General features: G+C 54.6%; 14 protein-coding genes. 6 read left to right on the top strand and 8 right to left on the bottom strand.

The window, feature by feature from the left end:
* Nucleotides 1–90: 90 nt before the first annotated feature.
* From ACAW74_RS09525 to ACAW74_RS09505, 5 genes are all read right to left on the bottom strand, one after another.
* The gene (locus ACAW74_RS09525) at nt 91–1,878 is read right to left on the bottom strand and encodes a hypothetical protein (protein ID WP_370697958.1); all 1,788 of its coding nucleotides are present in this window, start codon (nt 1,876–1,878) and stop codon (nt 91–93) included.
* Between the two features lie 148 nt (nt 1,879–2,026).
* Entirely contained in the window at nt 2,027–3,406 is a 1,380-nt protein-coding gene (locus ACAW74_RS09520; RefSeq protein ID WP_370697957.1) for a murein hydrolase activator EnvC family protein, read from the bottom strand.
* A 107-nt stretch (nt 3,407–3,513) separates the two neighbouring features.
* Nucleotides 3,514–4,431, bottom strand: a complete 918-nt coding sequence (lolB1, locus tag ACAW74_RS09515) for a lipoprotein insertase outer membrane protein LolB1 (RefSeq protein WP_370697956.1) — start codon at nt 4,429–4,431, stop codon at nt 3,514–3,516.
* Nucleotides 4,424–6,253, bottom strand: coding sequence for a tetratricopeptide repeat protein (locus ACAW74_RS09510; protein ID WP_370697955.1), 1,830 nt, complete (start codon nt 6,251–6,253; stop codon nt 4,424–4,426). The genes lolB1 and ACAW74_RS09510 overlap by 8 nt, the downstream gene beginning before the upstream one ends.
* 194 nt (nt 6,254–6,447) lie before the next feature.
* Nucleotides 6,448–8,601: a LysM peptidoglycan-binding domain-containing protein gene (locus ACAW74_RS09505; RefSeq protein ID WP_370697954.1), complete on the bottom strand. Its 2,154-nt coding sequence runs from the start codon at nt 8,599–8,601 to the stop codon at nt 6,448–6,450.
* Between the two features lie 350 nt (nt 8,602–8,951).
* Between ACAW74_RS09505 and ACAW74_RS09500 the strand changes: the two genes are divergently transcribed.
* Both ACAW74_RS09500 and ACAW74_RS09495 read left to right on the top strand, forming a co-directional pair.
* Complete coding sequence (locus ACAW74_RS09500; RefSeq protein WP_370697952.1) at nt 8,952–9,953, top strand: phosphotransferase; 1,002 nt, start codon at nt 8,952–8,954, stop codon at nt 9,951–9,953.
* 29 nt (nt 9,954–9,982) lie between these two features.
* Nucleotides 9,983–10,996 carry a nucleoside hydrolase gene (locus ACAW74_RS09495; RefSeq protein ID WP_370697951.1) on the top strand — a complete coding sequence of 338 codons (1,014 nt, stop codon included), beginning with the start codon at nt 9,983–9,985 and terminating at the stop codon, nt 10,994–10,996.
* Nucleotides 10,997–10,998: 2 nt separating this feature from the next.
* Here ACAW74_RS09495 and ACAW74_RS09490 read toward each other — a convergent pair whose 3' ends face one another.
* Entirely contained in the window at nt 10,999–12,669 is a 1,671-nt protein-coding gene (locus ACAW74_RS09490; protein ID WP_370697950.1) for a hypothetical protein, read from the bottom strand.
* Between the two features lie 37 nt (nt 12,670–12,706).
* Nucleotides 12,707–13,480, bottom strand: coding sequence for an ABC transporter ATP-binding protein (locus ACAW74_RS09485; protein WP_370697949.1), 774 nt, complete (start codon nt 13,478–13,480; stop codon nt 12,707–12,709).
* Nucleotides 13,481–13,681: 201 nt separating this feature from the next.
* On the opposite strand from ACAW74_RS09485, the gene ACAW74_RS09480 reads away from it, so the two are divergent.
* The 4 genes from ACAW74_RS09480 (at nt 13,682) to ACAW74_RS09465 (ending at nt 17,122) form a co-directional block, all read left to right on the top strand.
* Nucleotides 13,682–14,290 (top strand): TetR/AcrR family transcriptional regulator, encoded by a 609-nt coding sequence (locus ACAW74_RS09480; RefSeq protein WP_370697948.1) that lies wholly within the window; start codon nt 13,682–13,684, stop codon nt 14,288–14,290.
* Nucleotides 14,291–14,388: 98 nt separating this feature from the next.
* Nucleotides 14,389–15,201, top strand: a complete 813-nt coding sequence (locus ACAW74_RS09475; protein WP_370697947.1) for a hypothetical protein — start codon at nt 14,389–14,391, stop codon at nt 15,199–15,201.
* 91 nt (nt 15,202–15,292) lie between these two features.
* Complete coding sequence (locus ACAW74_RS09470; protein WP_370697946.1) at nt 15,293–16,444, top strand: acyltransferase family protein; 1,152 nt, start codon at nt 15,293–15,295, stop codon at nt 16,442–16,444.
* 78 nt (nt 16,445–16,522) lie between these two features.
* Nucleotides 16,523–17,122 (top strand): cysteine hydrolase family protein, encoded by a 600-nt coding sequence (locus tag ACAW74_RS09465; protein ID WP_370697945.1) that lies wholly within the window; start codon nt 16,523–16,525, stop codon nt 17,120–17,122.
* 35 nt (nt 17,123–17,157) lie between these two features.
* Here the strand turns inward: ACAW74_RS09465 and ACAW74_RS09460 are convergent, their stop codons facing one another.
* Nucleotides 17,158–18,393 carry a spore maturation protein gene (locus ACAW74_RS09460; RefSeq protein ID WP_370697944.1) on the bottom strand — a complete coding sequence of 412 codons (1,236 nt, stop codon included), beginning with the start codon at nt 18,391–18,393 and terminating at the stop codon, nt 17,158–17,160.
* Between the last annotated feature and the right edge of the window lie 66 nt (nt 18,394–18,459).

Genomic DNA, 18,459 nt, shown 5'->3' with positions numbered 1-18,459 from the left:
TCCAGTCAATCTTAGCCGGAGCCGCCTGCCGTACCCGTAGCGCACGGCTCCAGCCGTATCGTGCCGTGACTGAGAGCAGTACAAGCCACACTACTTCGTTTTGCCATAGCGCCGGAATGCCTGAACGGTCTGATACACGAAATAGGCAACAACGATACGGCTGACGTAATCCCAAAATCGAGCGACCCAATCCCAACTATCGCGGACCGGTTCTAAATTGACTTTATCTAAAAAGTCGGCTTTGCGAAGAGGATTGAGAAATTCGAAGGAATAGGAGAATAAATTGAGTGTCGTGTGCCAGTCAATTTTGCTATAAAAAGGTACGTAGGGCTCATAACCAAGAAAATAACAGTAAATGGCGAACATGATCCCATTGATGCCCAGTGTCATAGCAACTGCCTGAAACCAGTTGGTGTTATGGTAACTTGAAACTCTATTGAGTTCAATTGTAAACCGCTCAGCCCAGGTACTGCCTTTTTCTCGGATGACTTCGGGTTGTTTTAGATAGCGATGGTACGCATCCATTTCCAGCGCGAGGTAATCGGTAGCCGATACGGTATCGCCCCGGTTCTCATAAATGCGCTTGAACTGCCCAAATGCCAGTCGTTCCTGTTCGTTTTGTTCGTGCTGAGCCGTCTTGCCTTCCGGTAATGAAATCTGTTTGGGTAATTGCGTACCTGCTACAAAGACTTCGAGTAGTTTTGTATTATAGAAAACAAACTTATCTAAGCGACAATCGACAAGAGATGTTTTGCCAAGATCGGAAGCGATAAATGTTAGAGATGTTTTTTCCAAACTATACCCTTTTACCCAATTGTACTTGCTATCTACGGAAGATTGCTGTGCATGAGTGTCGCTTCCCCCTTGAAATCTTAAATAGTTAGTTAAAGGCTTTAGCCCACTGATATTAAGCCATGCTGTGTTTGTAAAAGATTTGAAATAAAAATGTAAAATATCACATTCTCCGAATTGAAAGACAGAATCTTTTGGAACAATAGTATTCGTGAAAGCAAGCCTCTCGATTTGACATCGATTTACATTGACTATACAAAGTGTATCTTGCCGCCAATTAAAAATTTGTATATAGCTGTCATTTAGGGAAAGCTTGCGAAGCTCTTTTGCTTGAAAATTTATACCGTATATCTTCGATTCTCCTTGAATTGTTAGGGAATTTGATATGATAGCTCTGTCAATGTTTATATAACCTGTCTCGACCTCATCATTTATATGAATCGAATCTAATTTAGAAGTACTAATTAGTAAATTTCCAATCGTAGTTTTATTGCGTAGATAAATTCTGTCTATAGTTGAATCGTCGTATATTTCTATATCTCTGATTGATGTTCCGTTACTGATGGAAATATATTCAATCTTAGATTTATTACTTATATATATGTCGCTTGTTCTACCTCGTCTGATTTGAATCTTTCTTAAAATAGAAGCACTGATATTTATAGATTCTATATTTGTATTTTCATCAATGCTGAGCTCTTCAACGGTTGATGAGTGAATATAAATATTTCCTGCGACAACAGATTCTATAATTTTTACTACTTCTAAAGTAGATTTATTATGAATTTTTATATCATCTATGGTACATTGATTTTCAACAAATAGATCTTTTATTGTGGAATTAATAACTTCTATCTTATGGAATTTGCAGTTTCTTACTATGAGATGCGAGAGCCCCTTCCTATCTGATATAACTAAATCTTCACTTAATTCTATTGATTCTATGATAGCTATATGTTCGTTTCTTTGATGTTGACCTTCCCAATATCCCTTTCCGTCCTCCTTCTTGACACCGACAAACTTATTTGCCCAGATGTCGATAAACTCGGCGGCAGTGAGTTGTTTGCGGGTACGTTCGTCGGTCATGTGCGGCGGTGTGGAAGGCGCAGTTTATGACGAAATGTAACGCAACGGAGAGAAATATACTATAGGGTTGGCGCGGGTACGTTGCTGGGTGTGGATTGTATGGCTGCCATCCCAACACGACACGGCTGGAGCCGTGCGTTACTTGTCGCTACCGCGGTGCCAGCCAGGCTTCGGGGTTCATCTTGGCGAACTCTTTCCAGATCTGGAATTGCAGTTCGGCGTTGCCGCGGCTGTCGGTGCTGACGGCGCCGATAGTCTCGCGGGCTTTTACGCGCTCGCCTACTTTCACGCGTACGTCTTTAAGCTTGGCGTAGATGGTGTAGTAGTCGCCGTGCTGAATGGCCACTACGTTCTGGCTACCCATCACATACTCGACGTTCATCACGATGCCGTCGTAAATGGCCCGGACGGGTTCGCCCGCGTTGGTCTGAATATCAATGCCGGGGTTCGAGACTTTCACGCCTTTCAGCACCGGGTGGGCATGCACGCCAAACCGCTCCGACACAAAGCCGCGCTGCACGGGCCACGGCAGGCGGCGGCGCGAGGCGGCAAACGACGAGCCGAGGGCCAGTTCTTCGCGGTTGAGGTTGCTGCTCGTGCGGGTGGCGTCGGCTGCGGCCGCGGCGGGCTCCGGCTCGGGAATCACCACGGGCGGCGGGGCGGGCTTGCCTTCTTCGGCGGCTTTGGCTACGGCTTCGGCGCGTTTGCGCTCGGCTTCGCGGCGTTCGGCGGCGCGGCGGGCGGCTTCGATCTTGGCGAGTCGTGCTCGTTCGGCGCGTTCGCGGGCAGCACGGGCAGCGCGTTCGCGAGCTTCACGGGCGATGATGGCCGTGATCATGTTTTCGAGTCGGCCCAGGTTGCGGCGGCTTTCGGCCAGTTCGGTGCGGAGTTCGCTTTCTTTCTGGCTTAGCTGCTGCACCACCTTGTTCTTATCATCCTTCAGCGTTTCGAGCTTCTCGGTTTCCTGCACCTTGGCCGTCAGCACGCCTTTCTGTTCGCGGCGTTTGCGCTCGGTGGCGTTGCGCTTGGTGGTCAGTTCGTCCTGCACATTCTCGATGTGGACTTTCTGGGTCTGCCGGGCTTTGGCGTACTGTTTCAGGTAGCGATACCGGGCCACCAGCTGATTGAAGTTTTCCGACGAAAACAGAAACCCGAGCGGGTTGAGCTGCTGGCGGCGTTTGTCGGCGGCGTAGATCATCTGCGCGTATTCGACCCGCAGCTTTTTCAGGTCGCTGTCGAGCACCTGACTGGCGCGGCGCAGGTCGCTGATCTCGGTTTCGCTCAGCTTAATGTCGTCGGAAAGCAGGTTAATCTGCTTGGTCTGCGCCTCGATCTGCTCGTTGAGGGCCTTGAGCTGACTCATCGACACCTGCTTTTCGGAGGCGGTCTTTTTCAGAACGGCCTGCAATTCGGCGAGTTTGGCCATGTTGCGCCGCTTTTCATTCTCCAGCGCCTGCCGGTCCCGCTTCTGAGCCAGTAAGGGGGCGGTGGAGACCAGGATAAAAAGCAGTAGAACGAGGCAGCGCATAGGGTGGATGGGTGAACGAGTGAATGAGATAAAGAGTGAAAGAATGGTTGCATTAGTTTCATCACCCGTTCACTCATTGCCGAACGCGGCCCGCACTCATTCACGCTTTATTTTCTTTTGTACTTCGCCGGGATGGTGAAGGGGAAACCGGGGTTTTTATCCACCAACTCGACTTTGTTGTGTTTGATGCGAATCAGCGTCTGGTAGAACTGCCCGTCGGTTTGAGACGTGTAGTCGAGCGTGACCAGACTTGAATACGGAAACACGAAGTTATTGAGCGCGTTAAAATCTTCGTAATCCAGCCGAAGCGCGTTTTTGGTAGGCTGCTCCGTCACCATCAGGCGTTTGAGCTTTCGGTCGTCTTCGCCGATGTAGTTTTCGACCAGCACTTTACCGGCATCCTGCCGCAGCAGCAGGTAATCGCGCTCGTTTTTGATCTTCTGAGCGGGCCGTTTGGGCAGGGGCAGGTTGCCCACGATGAGCGCTTGCAGCAGGTCGTAGTTCATCTCGAAATTGAACTGACGGCTCAGGGTGGGAAAATCGGTGACGATGTATTCCTGTTGCAGCTTGTCCATGATCACGACCGAGTCGCGGCTGATGAGCGCCCGCACGGCTTCGATGCCCAGTTTGGAAATGCTGATCCAGATGAGGCTGTCTTTGCGCACGCGCAGGTTGAGGCTGGCGTTGCTGATGTCCTGCGTTTTGCTCTTGAACGACAGCTTCGATTTGGCCGTGAGGTAGCGGAAGTCGATCTCGGCTACATTGGCGCGGGCTTCTTCGATACCGGGTCGGGGCCGGGTGTTGGCCGTTGTTGACGCGGGTGGAGGCGTTACGGGCGCCGCCGTTGTGCTGGGCGTTGGGGCACTAACAACCCGCGTCGAATCAGAGGCTGAGTACGTTCCGGGACGTTGGGCAAGCGAATCGGGGGCAGACGAGGGAGAGTTGGTGACCACTTGCCGCCTGTGACAGGCCGCTTGCATCAACAGAACTAACAGGAAGAGTGCGTGCAGCAGGCTTCTATTCATACAATTTTCCGCCGGCGATCTTCTGATCGATCCGGTCGCTGGTCTCGCCTTTTTGTTTGGCCAAGCGCCATTGTTCAATGGCTTTCGTTTTCTCACCCAGTTGAAACAACACGTCGCCATAATGCTCACGAATGGTCCCGCTGATTTTGTCTGGTTCGGCGGCGATGGCCTGTTCCAGAAACTTCCGGGCTTCGGCGTATTCTTTAAGCGTATACAATACCCAGGCGTGGGTGTCCAGGTACGTTGCATCTTTAGGGTGCCGCTCGGCCAGCTTGCTCGACATGGCTTTGGCTCGGGGCAGATTCTCTTTTCGCAACGACAGGAAATAGCTGTAGTTGTTCAGTACCCGGTCGTTCAGCGGGTCGGCTTTGAGGGCGGCTTCGTAGGCTTCGTCGGAGCGGGCATGGTCGCGGAGCCCGTTGTAGGCATCGCCCAGTTGCCCGTTGATTTCGGCCAGCATCTGGGTATTGCTGAATAGCAGCTTACGGCTTTCATCGAGCGCATCGACGGCCTGCTGATAGTGGCGACGGTAGAGGTGCGCCGACCCATTGGCAAACCATAGCCGCCCCTGTGCCGGGAAGACTTCAAGGGCTTTTTCAGTGTGCACCAAAACGCTGTCGATCTGGCCGAGGTCACTGTCCAGCTCGATGATGGCGCCCCACACTTCATAAACCGACGGGTCGAGGCGGGCGGCGTGCATATAGGCGTCGCGGGCTTCGGCTTTCCGTTTCTGCTGCGTCAGCAAATCGGCCAGCATCACCTGCGCTTTGGCGTCGTTGGGGCTCTGTTTGGCCAGATTCTCGGCCATTTTCAGGGCGTCCTGCTTAGCAACGGGACTGTCGCCAGCTATACCCATGTAGCTCGACAGAATGCGGGCTTTCAAACCAGCTTCCAGGTTCGGGTTCGACAGCACTTTCTGCAATTCTTCGCCCGACCTGTCCATGTTGCCCTGCTTGCGGTATATGTCGGCCAGCATCATGTGGGCTTGCGGGCTGTCGGGGTTCAGCTTGAGCGCCCGTTCGAGCCAGGTAATGGCCATGGGCACGCGCTCGTTGGCTACCAGTAGTTCGGCGCCCTCGACCAGAAAATCGGGGTCGGCGGGTTCAGAGGCAATCAGCTTTTCAGCCTCTTCAATGGCCTTGTCGACCTTGTTTTGCTTGAGGTAGATGCGCTGCTTCTGGCGGGTGATTTCTTCGTTCAGGCCCATGGCCTTTTCCACGCGGTCGTAGGTAGCAAGGGCTTTGTCGGGTTTGTCGTCGAAGAGGTAGATTGCCGCCAGTTCGACGCCGTATTCGATGGTTTCCTGCCCTTTCTGAAGCAGCGTTTCGTAGAGTTCTTCGGCTTCGGCGTAGCGTTTCTGTTTTACATACAGTTCGGCTACCTGAAGCAGGTAGTACGAGTTACCCGAATTCAGGCGATACGCTTTCTGCGCGAAGGGCAGCGCTTCGCTCGTTTTACCGGCCTTGATCAACGCCGTAGCCATCGCGTACTGAGCCGCAGCGTTGGCGGGGTTCTTCTGAATGAGTTTTTCGAGGGCCGTGATCGCCTTCGTCGGTTCGTCGACCAGAATATACCGGTAAGCGTCGGTAAACTCGGTTTCCTCGGCGACGACTTTATCCGATTTGCTGGTTGGCTGAGCAATCGCTCCGTTGTCGGGGAGCGTGCTGGAGGCGGGGGCCGTCGGGGCTGCGGGCTGGGTACGTTGCTGTGCCCACGCGCTGCCGCCAGCAACGAGACAGGCCAGGCTCACCGCCACCAACCGCCGTTGCCACGCGATTGCCGCCGCTTTTCTTTTCGTATCCTGTGTGGTGCGCGTATACATACCCAATAAGCTACCTATCAAACGCCTCAGTACGGGCTGGTATTGCCATGCAGCGCCAGTCGGGCCGGAACGGTAATTGACTGACGCTTCGTGCCAAGAGACAATAATCAGGCCGAAGCGTACATAACAAATGTACGGCAAAATACCAGAAAGCAGATGAAGCGATACGGTAGGAAAGCAGGGCCGCTGCTGTCTTACTTCCGAATCAATAACCGCTGGCCAACTTCAATGTTATAGTTGGTCAGGTTATTCCAGCGCATCAGGTCGGTGATGCTCACTTTGTTGATTAGCGCAACCCGATAGACCGTTTGTCCTGGCTGAACGACATGGTAAAACTGCTTGCCGTTGACCTTGGGCGTCTCGACCCGGAAATTGTTGATCACCCCTTTCGACTGCGCCCGAATGACTGACCTGGGTGGCGGAACAGACCACTTGCTGTCTATGTCAACGATCGATTCGCTGTACTCGCGCTGTTTGGTGGGGGCCGGGGCCGGGCGGGTGGTAACGGGTGGGGTCGCTGGGCGCGTGTTGCCCGCCGTGCCCGTCGTTGACGGTACGCCAGTCACCGGGCGGCTCGGGGCTGCATTGTCGGCCACGGTCGGTGGCGTAGCTGCCGGTTTCGGGTTGTTGGCTACCGGGCTGGGCGCCGGGGCGGGGTCTTCATCGGCAACCGTCTGGGGGCGACTTACGATAAGCTGTGTACCGGGAACCAGTGGTTTGCGGTACGACAGATTATTCCACGACATCAGGTCGATGAGCTTCAGGTTGAATTGCTGCGCGACGCTGGAGTGTGTATCGCCTTTCTTTACGGTATAAAATGCAAACCCCTTGCTGGCATTGCCGCCGTCGGCGGGTGGGGTGGTACGTGGGGTCGCCGTTCCCATACGCATCGAGATGGCTCGTTGCGACGAATCGGGGTTGGACAGGGTCCAATTGGGAGGCGATGGACTATCAACGGCCGACTCTTCATCTTCCCGCGTGAGTTTGCGCTGGGCGAGCGCCGGTTCGGGGTTGGGGTAGACATCGGGCATTTTCTGGTATTCAACCGGCTGCTTCTTGGGGCGGCGTTCCTGCATCCAGAGAATGCGCCCCGGCTGCACACGCTGGTTGGCCTCCATGTGGTTGAACGTCAGCAGTGATTTGAGCCGAACGCCATACATGTTCGAGACATCGCGCAGGGTCTGGCCGGGCTGTACAACGTGGAAAGGGACCTTGGCTTTGCGGTCTTTCATTTCCAGATAATACAACTCGCCGGGCCTGATCAGGTCACGCTCGGTGAGGTCGTTGACCTCCATAAACCGTTTGAGGGCCATGCCGCCGTAATACGACAGGGTAATAATGTTGTCGCACGATTGGGCCTGAATGCCTTTATGCCCGTTGATTTCGTAGAAGATGGCCGACGCCCGGGTGAGCGGGTCGTTGGAGGTGGAAACAGGCAGACGCCGCAACATAGGGAAGCCCATGTCGCGCCGTACGGATTGCTGCGTGGGCGATTGCTGGGTTTGCGCGGTTGCATTCACCTGGCTGCGTACCGAGACATACTCGTTGGGCGTCAGGCGGATCAGCACCGGGTAGGTCTTGTCGGTAGGAATCAGGCGTACTTTGAGCCACTCGTTGAATGGCACAAACCGGTTTTGTTCGATGCCCAACTCGGCGGCGATAGAAGCCAGCGATTTACCCCGGCCCTGGCGGTAGTCGTAGAGTAGAAATTGATCGGTCGGCCGGATGAGTGGTGCTTCGCGCTCAAACACCAGCTTGCGGGCCAATACCGTCCAGATGGCATCGGGGCTATCGAGACCTAGTTGTAGTGTGCCTTTGGTTGCCGTGGGTACGTTGGCCGGTACGTCGGCGGCCATTGTCGAGCGTTGTCCTTGCAGAAAGGCAATCAGGGTACGGGCCCAGTTGGTACGTTTGGGCAGCAGGGCGGTAAGTTCGGCGAGCGTGGCATCGGAAGCCGACGACAGGTTGAGCCGCTCATCAACAATATTGTCGACCCGCAGGTGCAACAGGCTGGCGCGGGTGGCGTCGAGTCCCCAATAACCACCGTTGGGCTGGAACGGGAGGCAGGCGTACCGGAAATCGGAGGGCGCGTTGTGTTCTTCCAGCAGGGGTTCCAGCACTGAATCGATGTTGCGCATCTGCTCAATGGCGTTGCGCAGGCCTGTTGGGTCTGAGTAAAGCCGGGCTATTTCCTGCTGAACCCGCTGCTGACTGGGGGCCGTCAGGTACACGGTAACGCCCGCAAACTGAACCTCGGTGGGTACAGTGGGCATTCCCTGACTTAGCGCGAAATCAGTCAGTAGGCACAGGAAAAGAAGGATGCCCCAGCGGGCAGACGGCAGTAACACAGGCGTTTGTTTCGTTTCTGGGTGAAGGGCTTTAAGTCTGGTCAACGGCCTTTTGAACGGCTAAAATAGGGGAAAATCGTTGACGTAACGGGTAGTTACAACGGGATGTACCCAAACCGACGGGCAATTGGAGCAAACGGTCCAAAAGACCAGTCAATCAGCAGTAACTTGCCCTGGGAAAGCCCAGCTTTACGAAATGAATACCTGAATTTAGTTGCTTAAGATGTGTAGGGGTGGTTTTCATTTGTCACTATACGTTTATGGGTGAACGATAAACAAAATCATTTATTAGGCGCTAAATCGGTTTATTCCTCAGCGGAAACAATTTTGCACCATTAACTCAGACTACTATGCACCTTGATGCACAGCATCCCACTGAACTGCAAACCTACCTGATCCGGAACGGCTGGCTTTGCGACGATGAAACCATCGTTGCGCTCAGCAAACCCGGTGAAGGCAATATGAACTATACGCTTCGGGTACAAACTAACACCCGGTCACTGATTGTCAAACAGGCGCGTGGGTACGTTGAAAAATATCCAAGTATTGCCGCCCCCACCGAACGCGCCGTGATCGAAGGCCGGTTTTACCAGCGCATTGCAACGAACCCTCAACTGGCGCAGGCTATGCCTGCACTACTGGGTATGGACGAGGGCGAATCGGTTCTGGTACTGGACGATTTGGGTACGTCTAGCGACTACACCTGGCTTTACAAGCAGGCTAGCAAAATCCATGCCGAGGATGCAACTACGCTCGTTGGGTATTTATCCTTACTGCATGCGCAATTCCAGACGAATAAGCCTGATTCAGCGTTTACCAATGAAGCGATGAGGCGGCTCAATTATGAGCATATTTTCAGTTACCCTTTCCTCGAAGAGAACGGCTTCGACCTGGATACGGTGCAGCCGGGTCTACAGGATGCAGCCTTACCGTATAAGCAAAATGAAGCCTTGAAGGAGGCCGCGCGGACCCTTGGCGAGCGCTATGTTGGCGAAGCACCCGCAGGTACGTTGGTGACGCTGTTGCACGGTGACTTTTACCCCGGCAGCTGGCTTCAGACAGCCCACGGGGTACGGGTGATCGATCCGGAGTTTTGCTTCTACGGCCCCGCCGAATTTGACCTAGGCGTCATGCTGGCGCACATGCACATGGCCCGGCAGGGTGCTGACCTGATCCGGCTGGTCAGGACTGGGTACGTTCGGCACGAAGGCTTCGATGAGCGCCTTCTGAACCAGTTTACGGGCATCGAGATACTCCGCCGCCTGATTGGCCTGGCTCAATTGCCACTTACGCTGTCGCTTGGCGAAAAAGTGGCGTTGCTGGCGCTGGGCGAGCAACTGGTATTGGCGTAACAGGCGCCGAAGCTGTTCATTCACAACACATGAAACACATAACATGCAACTGCCGGGGCGCATACCGGGTAAGTGCCGTTTTCTCCTTTTTACTAATGCTTTGGGCACTGGCTCAGCCAGGTACGTTGCCTGCACAAACGCCTCCCAAACGGATCTGGATCGATACTGATATTATGGTAGGTATGCCCGATAAAAGCGGCGCTCGTGAAGTGGACGATGCCATTGCCCTGATGATGGCCCTGCGACATACCGATAAAGTGCAACTGGTCGGTATCAGTACAGTCACTTACGTAAAGTATGGGGAAGAAATTACTCAGAAACTGCTGGGCTATTACAATAAAACCGGACGTCAGATTCCGGTTTATAAGGGCTCCGATACGTTGCGGGACATTGGGCGCGAAACGGATGCCAGTAGGGCGATGGCAGCCGCCTTACGTCGCGAAAAAATGCCAATTCTAGCCATCGGGCCCCTTACCAATGTCGCTACTGTGTTAAAAAATCACCCCGAACTGGCGAAACAGATCGAGTCGGTGGTGGTTTGCGCGGGTCGTACGCCGGGGCTGCCGTTTCGGCCCGGTCTGGAAACGCTGACGGTGGGCGACTACAATTTCGAGATGGACCCCGAGGCGTTTCGGGTGCTGTTCGACTCGGGTGTAAAGGTGGTGCTGTCGGGCTACGAGTGTAGTGTGTATACCTTCCTGGGACGAACCGACCTAGACTTTCTGGCGCGGGGCTCGGCGGGCGACCGTTGGTTGAGCCAAACCCTGCGGCCCTGGCAGTTGCTCAACAAAAAACTCTTCGGCACCGATGGCTTCGTGCCTTGGGACACCACGCCGCTGGGTTACCTGACGCACCCCAACTACTTCAAGTACTACGACAACATTCCTGTCCGCATCAACACACGCGTGTCAGACACAGACGGGAAATCGCAGAAACCCTATCTGGAGGTATCGTACGACTACAAGGACACGCTCTGGCGGGCTACCTATGCCTACAAGACACTCCCCGGTTTTGAAGAGATCGTGATCGAAAGTCTGAAATAAGATCAGACAACGGTGATGCCGCTCCAGTCGGTCTGGCGATACGACCGGAACAGCAGCCATGCGATGAGCAGCATAACGGGAATGGCCGCCCACACGCCATACGGGATGTAGCTCAGACCCCAGTGCGCCGCACCCACCAGCCCGATAACCAGCATGCTGAGGAGCGAGCGCGTTGTTATGTTTTGCTGCACGGCGTCCTGTGTCATCGAAAATGGTAGACTGCGCTCGCCCATCGTCACCGAAATCAGCAGCATCACCAGCGAGCCCGTTAGTGCCAGCAACACATCGGGTAGAACGTCGATGCCCTTTCGGTAAAATACATAGGCCGACAGCAGGGCGAAGTAAGGCAGCATCAGCTTCACGATCACGGCCTTCAGCCCACCCGACAGTAGTTCGCCGGGCCGGGTGATAGGCGTGGCGGCGTAAATCCAGGCGGCTTTGTAATTATCCGAAATGGTAATCTGCATAATGGCGCCCAGCATATACAAACTGCTGAGGTACAGAATGAACAGGTGCGATTGTGAGAACGAAGCCATGCCCGATCGTCGGCTGCTCATCATCACGATATAAACGATGCCGAACGCCAGCGATGGGTACGTTTTCAGCTTGAACTTCCGGTCGCGGCTGGTGAGGTGCCAGATCATGGTGAAGGTGGCGCGTTCGAGGGCCGAGGTCGTCAGCCAGCCGGCCAGCCGATCGGCCAGCGATGGTTTTGCCAGCGAGCCAGATACGTTGGCAACGACCGTTTGGGGAGCAGCCGCTGAGTTGGTGGCCAGATCGAGGGTAGCCATGCGGTTGCCGAAAATTGGCCCCAACACACGGCTCATGACCCAAAGGCCCAGAAACGGAACGGTCAGGATAAGGGCCAGGCCCAACCAGTGCCAGCTATCGGAAGCCCGGTTAACGAGCAGGTCGAGGCTGGCGGCGCACCAGAAGGGCGGAATCAGGTGCATCCACCATTGCCCAGTCAGTAACGATGGGTGGAGCGGATCGGTGTTTTCGAAAAAACGTGGCATCAACTGGAAGCTGCCGTAGAACAGCACACCCAGCGCAATCTGGAAATAATTGATGGTTTCGCGCAGCCGTTCTTCGCTCATGAAGCGCATCAGCAGCAGGTAAAATACGTTGGTCAGGAAGAGCGACAGAATCGCTACCAGCACAATCAGCAGCAGCGACAGCAGCCCGGCCACCGGCCCAAAGCGGCTGGCGATGATCAGGATACCAACCACGCCCACCGATAGCGCGAACGTGAGCAGGTAGCTGGCGATGTGCGTGATCCGGGCGGCCAAAATCGTGCGCCCATCTACCGGCCTGAACAGCAGAATCTGGTTATCGGTGGAGTCGAGCACAACCGCCGAAAAGTCGGTGATAAGCGTCATGGCGCAGATGGCCATAACATAGCCAAAGAACAGCACGGCGGGCACCAGAATGGCCGTTGGGTCCACAAAGGCGAGCGGGATTGCCACAAACAGCCCCATAAATGCATAGAGGCCGATGGCCTTCCAGTACCCATTGGTACTATGGCCTTCTTTCTGTCGCCAATTGGTAAAGGCTGGCGTGGGGCGGCGGTTGTCGAACGAAAGTTTTACGGCCAGAATCGCCCGCATCTGGGTATAATTCACCCCCAGCAATCGCCATAGGGGTAGCAGCCGGTCAGTAATCCAGAGAGTCATAAAAAGGCATTGGGCCTGGCGAGAAACGTGCTCAGGCCTATTGATTGAGGGTGTGAATGAATTCTTCGGCGACGGCGTCCTGCGTACCGGTGCCGGTAAGCTGCCCGAAAAGTTGTTCGAGCGATTCGGAATCGCGCTGAGCCTGTAATTGAGCGTAGGAGCCATCGGCCACCACCTGACCGGCATTGATGATGATGATGCGGTCGGATATTTTCTCGACCACATCCATGATGTGCGAGCTGTAGAAGACGGTCTTGCCGGCGTCGGCCAGCTGACGGATAATCTGCTTCACCAGCACCACCGCGTTGGCGTCGAGTCCGGAGAGCGGTTCGTCGAGGAAAAGCAGGTCAGGATTATGAAGCAACCCCGAAATGAGCAACACCTTCTGCCGCATACCTTTCGAGAACGTGGTCATACGGTCGTTGGCCTGAAACTCCAGCCCAAACAGGCGCAGGAGGTCGGCGGCTTTGCGTTCGATACTGGCGTTGTCGAGTTCGTAGAGTTGTCCCACAAAGCGCAGGTATTCCATCGGGCTAAGCAGGTCGTAGAGCGCCGCGTTTTCAGGTACGTACCCAATGCGCCGTTTCACGGTCATGGCGTCTGTACGCAGGTCGTGGCCCAGCACCCGCACCTCCCCCCGAAAATCGGGTAGCATCCCGATCAGCGTTTTGATCGTGGTGGATTTACCTGCACCATTGGGGCCAATATAACCCACAACCTGGCCCGCATCCACGCTGAGGTTAATGCCCTTCAGAATTTTCGTTGAGCCGTAATACTGCTCCAGATTAACAAGGTCAATAACAGGGTTCATGAATCGGTTAAGTCAAATAGATGGTCGATTGAAGATACAGCGTTGGCGATGAATTCGCGCTGTAATCGGATTATTGGCATACGTGCCGGATAGATGGATGAAAGGCTATTTGTCATACTGCTTATCGGAAATTTGAACGCAAATTATTTTTTTGAACAATGTTCAGTATGTTTGTGTCATCTACATGAGTAAAGTGAAGTCATGGGAATATCGGAACGGAAAGCGCGGGAAAAGGAAGAGCTCAGAACCTTGATTCTGAACGGTGCTATGGCGCTTTTCGCCGAGAAAGGCGTCGAGAACGTAACGATCCGCAACATTGCTGAAGCCGTCGAATACAGCGTTGGCACGGTGTACGTCTATTTCAAAGATAAGAACGCGATCCTGCATGCGCTACATATCGAAGGGTTCGCCGCGCTACGTAATCAGTTTCAGACGCTGACTCAGGTATCGGACCCAATGGACCGGTTGCGGGCGTCGGGTCGACTGTATATCGAGTTTGCGGCAGCCAACCCGGATATGTACGACCTGATGTTCAATATGAAAGCGCCACTGGATTTTGTGAAAGACTGCGCCGACGAAGCATGGAACGAGGGGCAATCGGCCTTCGATTTTCTGTTGCACGTTGTGGAGGACTGTCTGGCGGCGGGCTATTTCAAGGGGCATCGGGCTAAGCCGCTGGCCTTTATGATCTGGAGCACGGTGCACGGAATGTGCCATCTGGCCATTGCTGACCGAACCGATGTTGTTGGTCTGGAGAAACCTGTGGAAGAGGGGTTTGCCGAGTTGTTGCTTATCCTCGACCGGTCATAATTTTTTTTGCCTTAAAAATGAACATTGTTCAATAGTAAATCATAGTTCAAAAAGAATGCTGAATCGCTGTTAATTCATTCACCAACCAGTTTTCACTCATGAAATCGATGCTGACTGTATTGCGGGAACGCAACGAACTGCTTTTTCAATTTGGCCTGATCTGCCTGCTGCTGGCGCTGGCTTGTGTTGTCCTGATCTGGTTTACGCGTATACAGGTGTTGGGTATCAATGCGTGGTATAAACCGTTGAAGTTCTTCCTGTCGACGGCTGTGTTTGTCTGGTCGATGGCCTGGTACACCGGGTATCTGGCCGAGCGGAGTACCGTCACCTGGTACTCGTGGGGCATGGTGGCGCTCTTCGGGATTGAGCTGGTGTATATCGTGGTACAGGCGGCGCGGGGGCAGCAATCGCATTTCAACGTAGGTACACCCGTAACCGCTTCGTTCTGGATGATTATGGCCGTGTCGGCGGTGGGGATCTCGATCTGGACGGCGCGAGTTGGGCTGTTGTTTTTCCGGCACGATTTTCCCGAACTGCCCACGACCTATGTCTGGGGAATTCGGTTGGGGCTGGTGCTGTTTGTGCTCTTTTCGATGCAGGGGTTGGCTATGGGTGGTCGGATGGCCCACACGGTTGGCGGTGCCGATGGTGGCCCTGGGTTGCCCGTCGTAAACTGGAGCACAAGCTACGGTGACCTCCGGATCGCGCATTTTCTGGGGATGCATGCCTTGCAGGTGGTACCGCTGCTGGCGTACTACCTGCTGAAAGATGTCTGGCAGGTGGTGTTGGTAAGTGTGCTGTATGGCGCCGTAACACTGGCGATCTTCATTCAGGCCTTGCAGGGTAAACCGCTGATAAGGGCGGCGTCCCGGTCGTTGGCTACGGCGGTCAGGGCTACGGCGAGGGAGTGATGTGGAACTCAAACGAGGTTTAATGAGGGCGGCAGAACCAAGTTTCCGCGACAATCTGCTACTTTGAACGTTGAACTTCGATTAGCCAACCTTGAGCCTGATTCTTACCCCCCGCCTTCGTTCGCTCGATGCGTTTCGCGGCCTGACTGTCGCTGCCATGATTCTGGTCAATAATGCCGGTGACTGGGCGCACAGCTATGCCCCGCTGAAACACGCGCCCTGGAACGGCTGGACCCCCACCGACCTGATCTTCCCGTTCTTTCTGTTCATCGTGGGCGTATCGATTACGTTTGCGCTCAGCAAAAAGCAGACAAGTTTGCTGGAAGACGAACGGACGCAACGGCTGAAGATTATCCGGCGGGGGTTAACCCTGTTCGCATTGGGCTTTTTCCTCAACCTGTTCCCCCGTTTCGACTTTGCCAACGTTCGGATCATGGGCGTTTTGCAACGCATCGGGATCGTCTACACGGTATGTGCGCTGGTGTTTCTGCGCACTTCGCCCCGGCAGCAGGTCAATTTAATTTTGCTCATTCTGATTGGCTATTACCTGCTGATGACGATGGTGCCGGTGCCGGGAATCGGGTATGCCAACCTCGAGCCGGAAACGAACCTGGCGGCCTGGGTCGACCGGACCATCCTGACCCCGGCCCACTGCTACCGCTCAGCCAAAGTGTGGGACCCCGAAGGCCTGTTGAGCACCATTCCGGCTATTGCGACGGGCCTGCTGGGGCTGCTGACAGGGCGGTGGCTGCGCTCTACGCGATACGGCACCACCGTGCGCGAAAGCCAGAAAGCCCTGTTTCTGTTTCTGGCCGGGCTGCTGATGGCCTTCGTGGGTACGTTGTTCGATACGGTTTTTCCGATCAACAAGGCGCTCTGGACGAGCAGCTACGTGTTGCTGGCGGGCGGGCTGGCGATGTGTGGGCTGGCTATTTTCTACTACCTCATCGACGTGCGCCGGGCGTTTCAACTGAGCGGATTATTCGTAGCGTTTGGCGTCAATGCGATCACCGTCTTCTTCCTGTCGGGCCTGATTCCGCGCATGATGAGCCTGATTCTGGTTGAAGGCCCCGAGGGGACCAAAATGGGCCTGCGAGAATACCTGTACCGCACGTTCATTGCTCCGCCGTTCGACCCCATCGATCCGCGGCTGTCGTCGCTGGTAGGTGCGCTGACGTTCGTGGGCATCTGGGCCGTCATTCTCTGGATCATGTACCGTCGCCGGATCATCATCAAGGTGTAGGCCATCCATTTCCTAAATTCTCAGGTACGTTGTGAGCCGGTGCGGGTTGTGTTCATCCAACCTCCCCTCAACTGACCGATGAACAGTACCAGTGAAGACCTGCATGGCAATGCTCCGGATTCGTCGCCAGTCGCGCTGCTGATTGTCGATATGATCAACGATCTGGAGTTTCCCGAAGGCCCCGATTTTCTGGCGCCATCGTTGGCCGCCGCCGATCGAATTGCGGCCCTGAAACAGCGGGCCAAAGCCGCCGGTGTGCCGGTGATCTACGTGAACGACAATTTCGGTAAGTGGCGATCGAGCTTCGATGACCTGCTACACCATTGCCTTACGGACGAGGTACGTGGTAAACCCATCGTCGAACGCCTGAAACCCGCTGCCGACGATTATATCGTATTGAAACCCAAACACTCGGTTTTCTTCTCGACGACACTCGAGACACTGCTAACGTACCTGCAAACCCAAACGCTCATCCTGACGGGTATCGCCGCCGACGTGTGCATTCAGTTTTCGGCAATCGACGCCTACATGCGTGACCTGAAACTAGCCGTACCCGCCGACTGCATTGCATCCGGATCAGCCGGAAACACGCAACAGGCGCTGGCCTACATGGAGCGCGTGCTGAGCGCCGACACAACCGCGTCAGCGGACCTGAATCTGGACAAGTTGCTGAGTTAAGGCCATCCGGTCTGCTCGCCCGGCAACGTACCTGATCAATGAAAAAAGAAATACCCGAGGGCAATACCCGCAATAACACCGATCAGGTCGGCAAGCAGACCGGCAACGATGGCGTAACGGGTTTTCTTGATGCCGACCGAGCCGAAATACAGAGCTACGATGTAGAACGTGGTATCGGCGGCTCCCTGGAAAATGCAGCTCAGGCGACCGACGAACGAATCCGGGCCGAACTGCTTCATGGCGTCGATCATCAACGCTCGCGAAGCACTACCACTCAGCGGCCGCATCAGCGCAACGGGCAGCGCATCGGTAAAGTCGGTGTTGACGCCCGTCAGGCCAATTACGTATTTCATGCTATCGACTACGTAGGTCATCGCCCCGGAGTTTCGGAAGGCACCAATGGCCACCAACATGCCTACCAGATAGGGAATGATGCGCACGGATGTCTCGAAACCGGCTTTAGCCCCCTCGATAAACGTGTCGAACACGTCGATCCGCTGCCGAATGGCACCGATCAGAAACGTGACGACGATGCTCATCAACAGTACGTTGCCCGTTACCTTCGATACGGTTTCCAATTGCTCTTTCGGTAACTGACCCAGGTACCAGAGCGCCAGACCCAGAAAGGCCGTTACGCCACCGATACCGCCCAGCACGGTTCGGTTTATCAGATTAAGCCGTTGCTTGATTCCTACGATCAAGATGCTGGCCACGGTAGCGACGTAGGTTCCGATAAGGCAGGGAATAAACACGTCGGACGGGTCGGCGGCGCCTAAAATGGCCCGTTGCGCCATAATCCCCAGCGGAATGATCGTCAGGCCGGAGGTGTGCAGAACCAGAAACATGATCTGCGCATTGCTTGCCGTGTCTTTAGTGGGGTTCAGCTCCTGTAAGCTCTGCATGGCTTTCAGCCCGAACGGCGTGGCGGCGTTGTCTAGGCCGAGCATATTCGCCGAGAAGTTCATGATCATTTGCCCGTTGGCGGGGTGATCTTTGGGGACTTCGGGAAAGAGCTTATTGAAAAACGGCCCGATTACCCGCGCAATCGCCCCGATCGCCCCAATCTTTTCGGCGATGTTGAGCAGGCCCAAAAAGAAGGTCATCACGCCGGCGAGTGGCAGGGCAATATCCATCACCGCTACTTTGCTGGAATCGAACAGGCCCTCAACCAGCAGTTTGAAAATTTCCGTGTCGCCTAATACGATGAGTTTGAACAGGGCGACCAGAAACGCAACGATGAAAAAACCTACCCAGATGTAATTGAGGGCCATGGACTACAATGAGCGAAAGAGTGAATGAGCGAAAGTGCGAGCAGGCCTTCGTTCCGATGTAAGTTT

The sequence above is a fragment of the Fibrella musci genome, from assembly GCF_041321105.1.
Taxonomy (GTDB): Bacteria; Bacteroidota; Bacteroidia; order Cytophagales; family Spirosomataceae; genus Fibrella; species Fibrella musci.
The sequence above is the reverse complement of the archived record's forward strand: the minus strand, read 5'-3'. Positions and strand labels throughout refer to the sequence as shown.

Bases quoted from the DNA above. Each gene is read 5' to 3' on its own strand.
- ACAW74_RS09525 (WP_370697958.1), bottom strand. From the start codon at position 1,878: ATGACCGACGAACGTACCCGCAAACAACTCACTGCCGCCGAGTTTATC.
- ACAW74_RS09520 (WP_370697957.1), bottom strand. From the start codon at position 3,406: ATGCGCTGCCTCGTTCTACTGCTTTTTATCCTGGTCTCCACCGCCCCC.
- lolB1 (WP_370697956.1), bottom strand. From the start codon at position 4,431: ATGAATAGAAGCCTGCTGCACGCACTCTTCCTGTTAGTTCTGTTGATG.
- ACAW74_RS09510 (WP_370697955.1), bottom strand. From the start codon at position 6,253: ATGTATACGCGCACCACACAGGATACGAAAAGAAAAGCGGCGGCAATC.
- ACAW74_RS09500 (WP_370697952.1), top strand. From the start codon at position 8,952: ATGCACCTTGATGCACAGCATCCCACTGAACTGCAAACCTACCTGATC.
- ACAW74_RS09495 (WP_370697951.1), top strand. From the start codon at position 9,983: ATGAAACACATAACATGCAACTGCCGGGGCGCATACCGGGTAAGTGCC.
- ACAW74_RS09490 (WP_370697950.1), bottom strand. From the start codon at position 12,669: ATGACTCTCTGGATTACTGACCGGCTGCTACCCCTATGGCGATTGCTG.
- ACAW74_RS09485 (WP_370697949.1), bottom strand. From the start codon at position 13,480: ATGAACCCTGTTATTGACCTTGTTAATCTGGAGCAGTATTACGGCTCA.
- ACAW74_RS09480 (WP_370697948.1), top strand. From the start codon at position 13,682: ATGGGAATATCGGAACGGAAAGCGCGGGAAAAGGAAGAGCTCAGAACC.
- ACAW74_RS09475 (WP_370697947.1), top strand. From the start codon at position 14,389: ATGAAATCGATGCTGACTGTATTGCGGGAACGCAACGAACTGCTTTTT.
- ACAW74_RS09465 (WP_370697945.1), top strand. From the start codon at position 16,523: ATGAACAGTACCAGTGAAGACCTGCATGGCAATGCTCCGGATTCGTCG.
- ACAW74_RS09460 (WP_370697944.1), bottom strand. From the start codon at position 18,393: ATGGCCCTCAATTACATCTGGGTAGGTTTTTTCATCGTTGCGTTTCTG.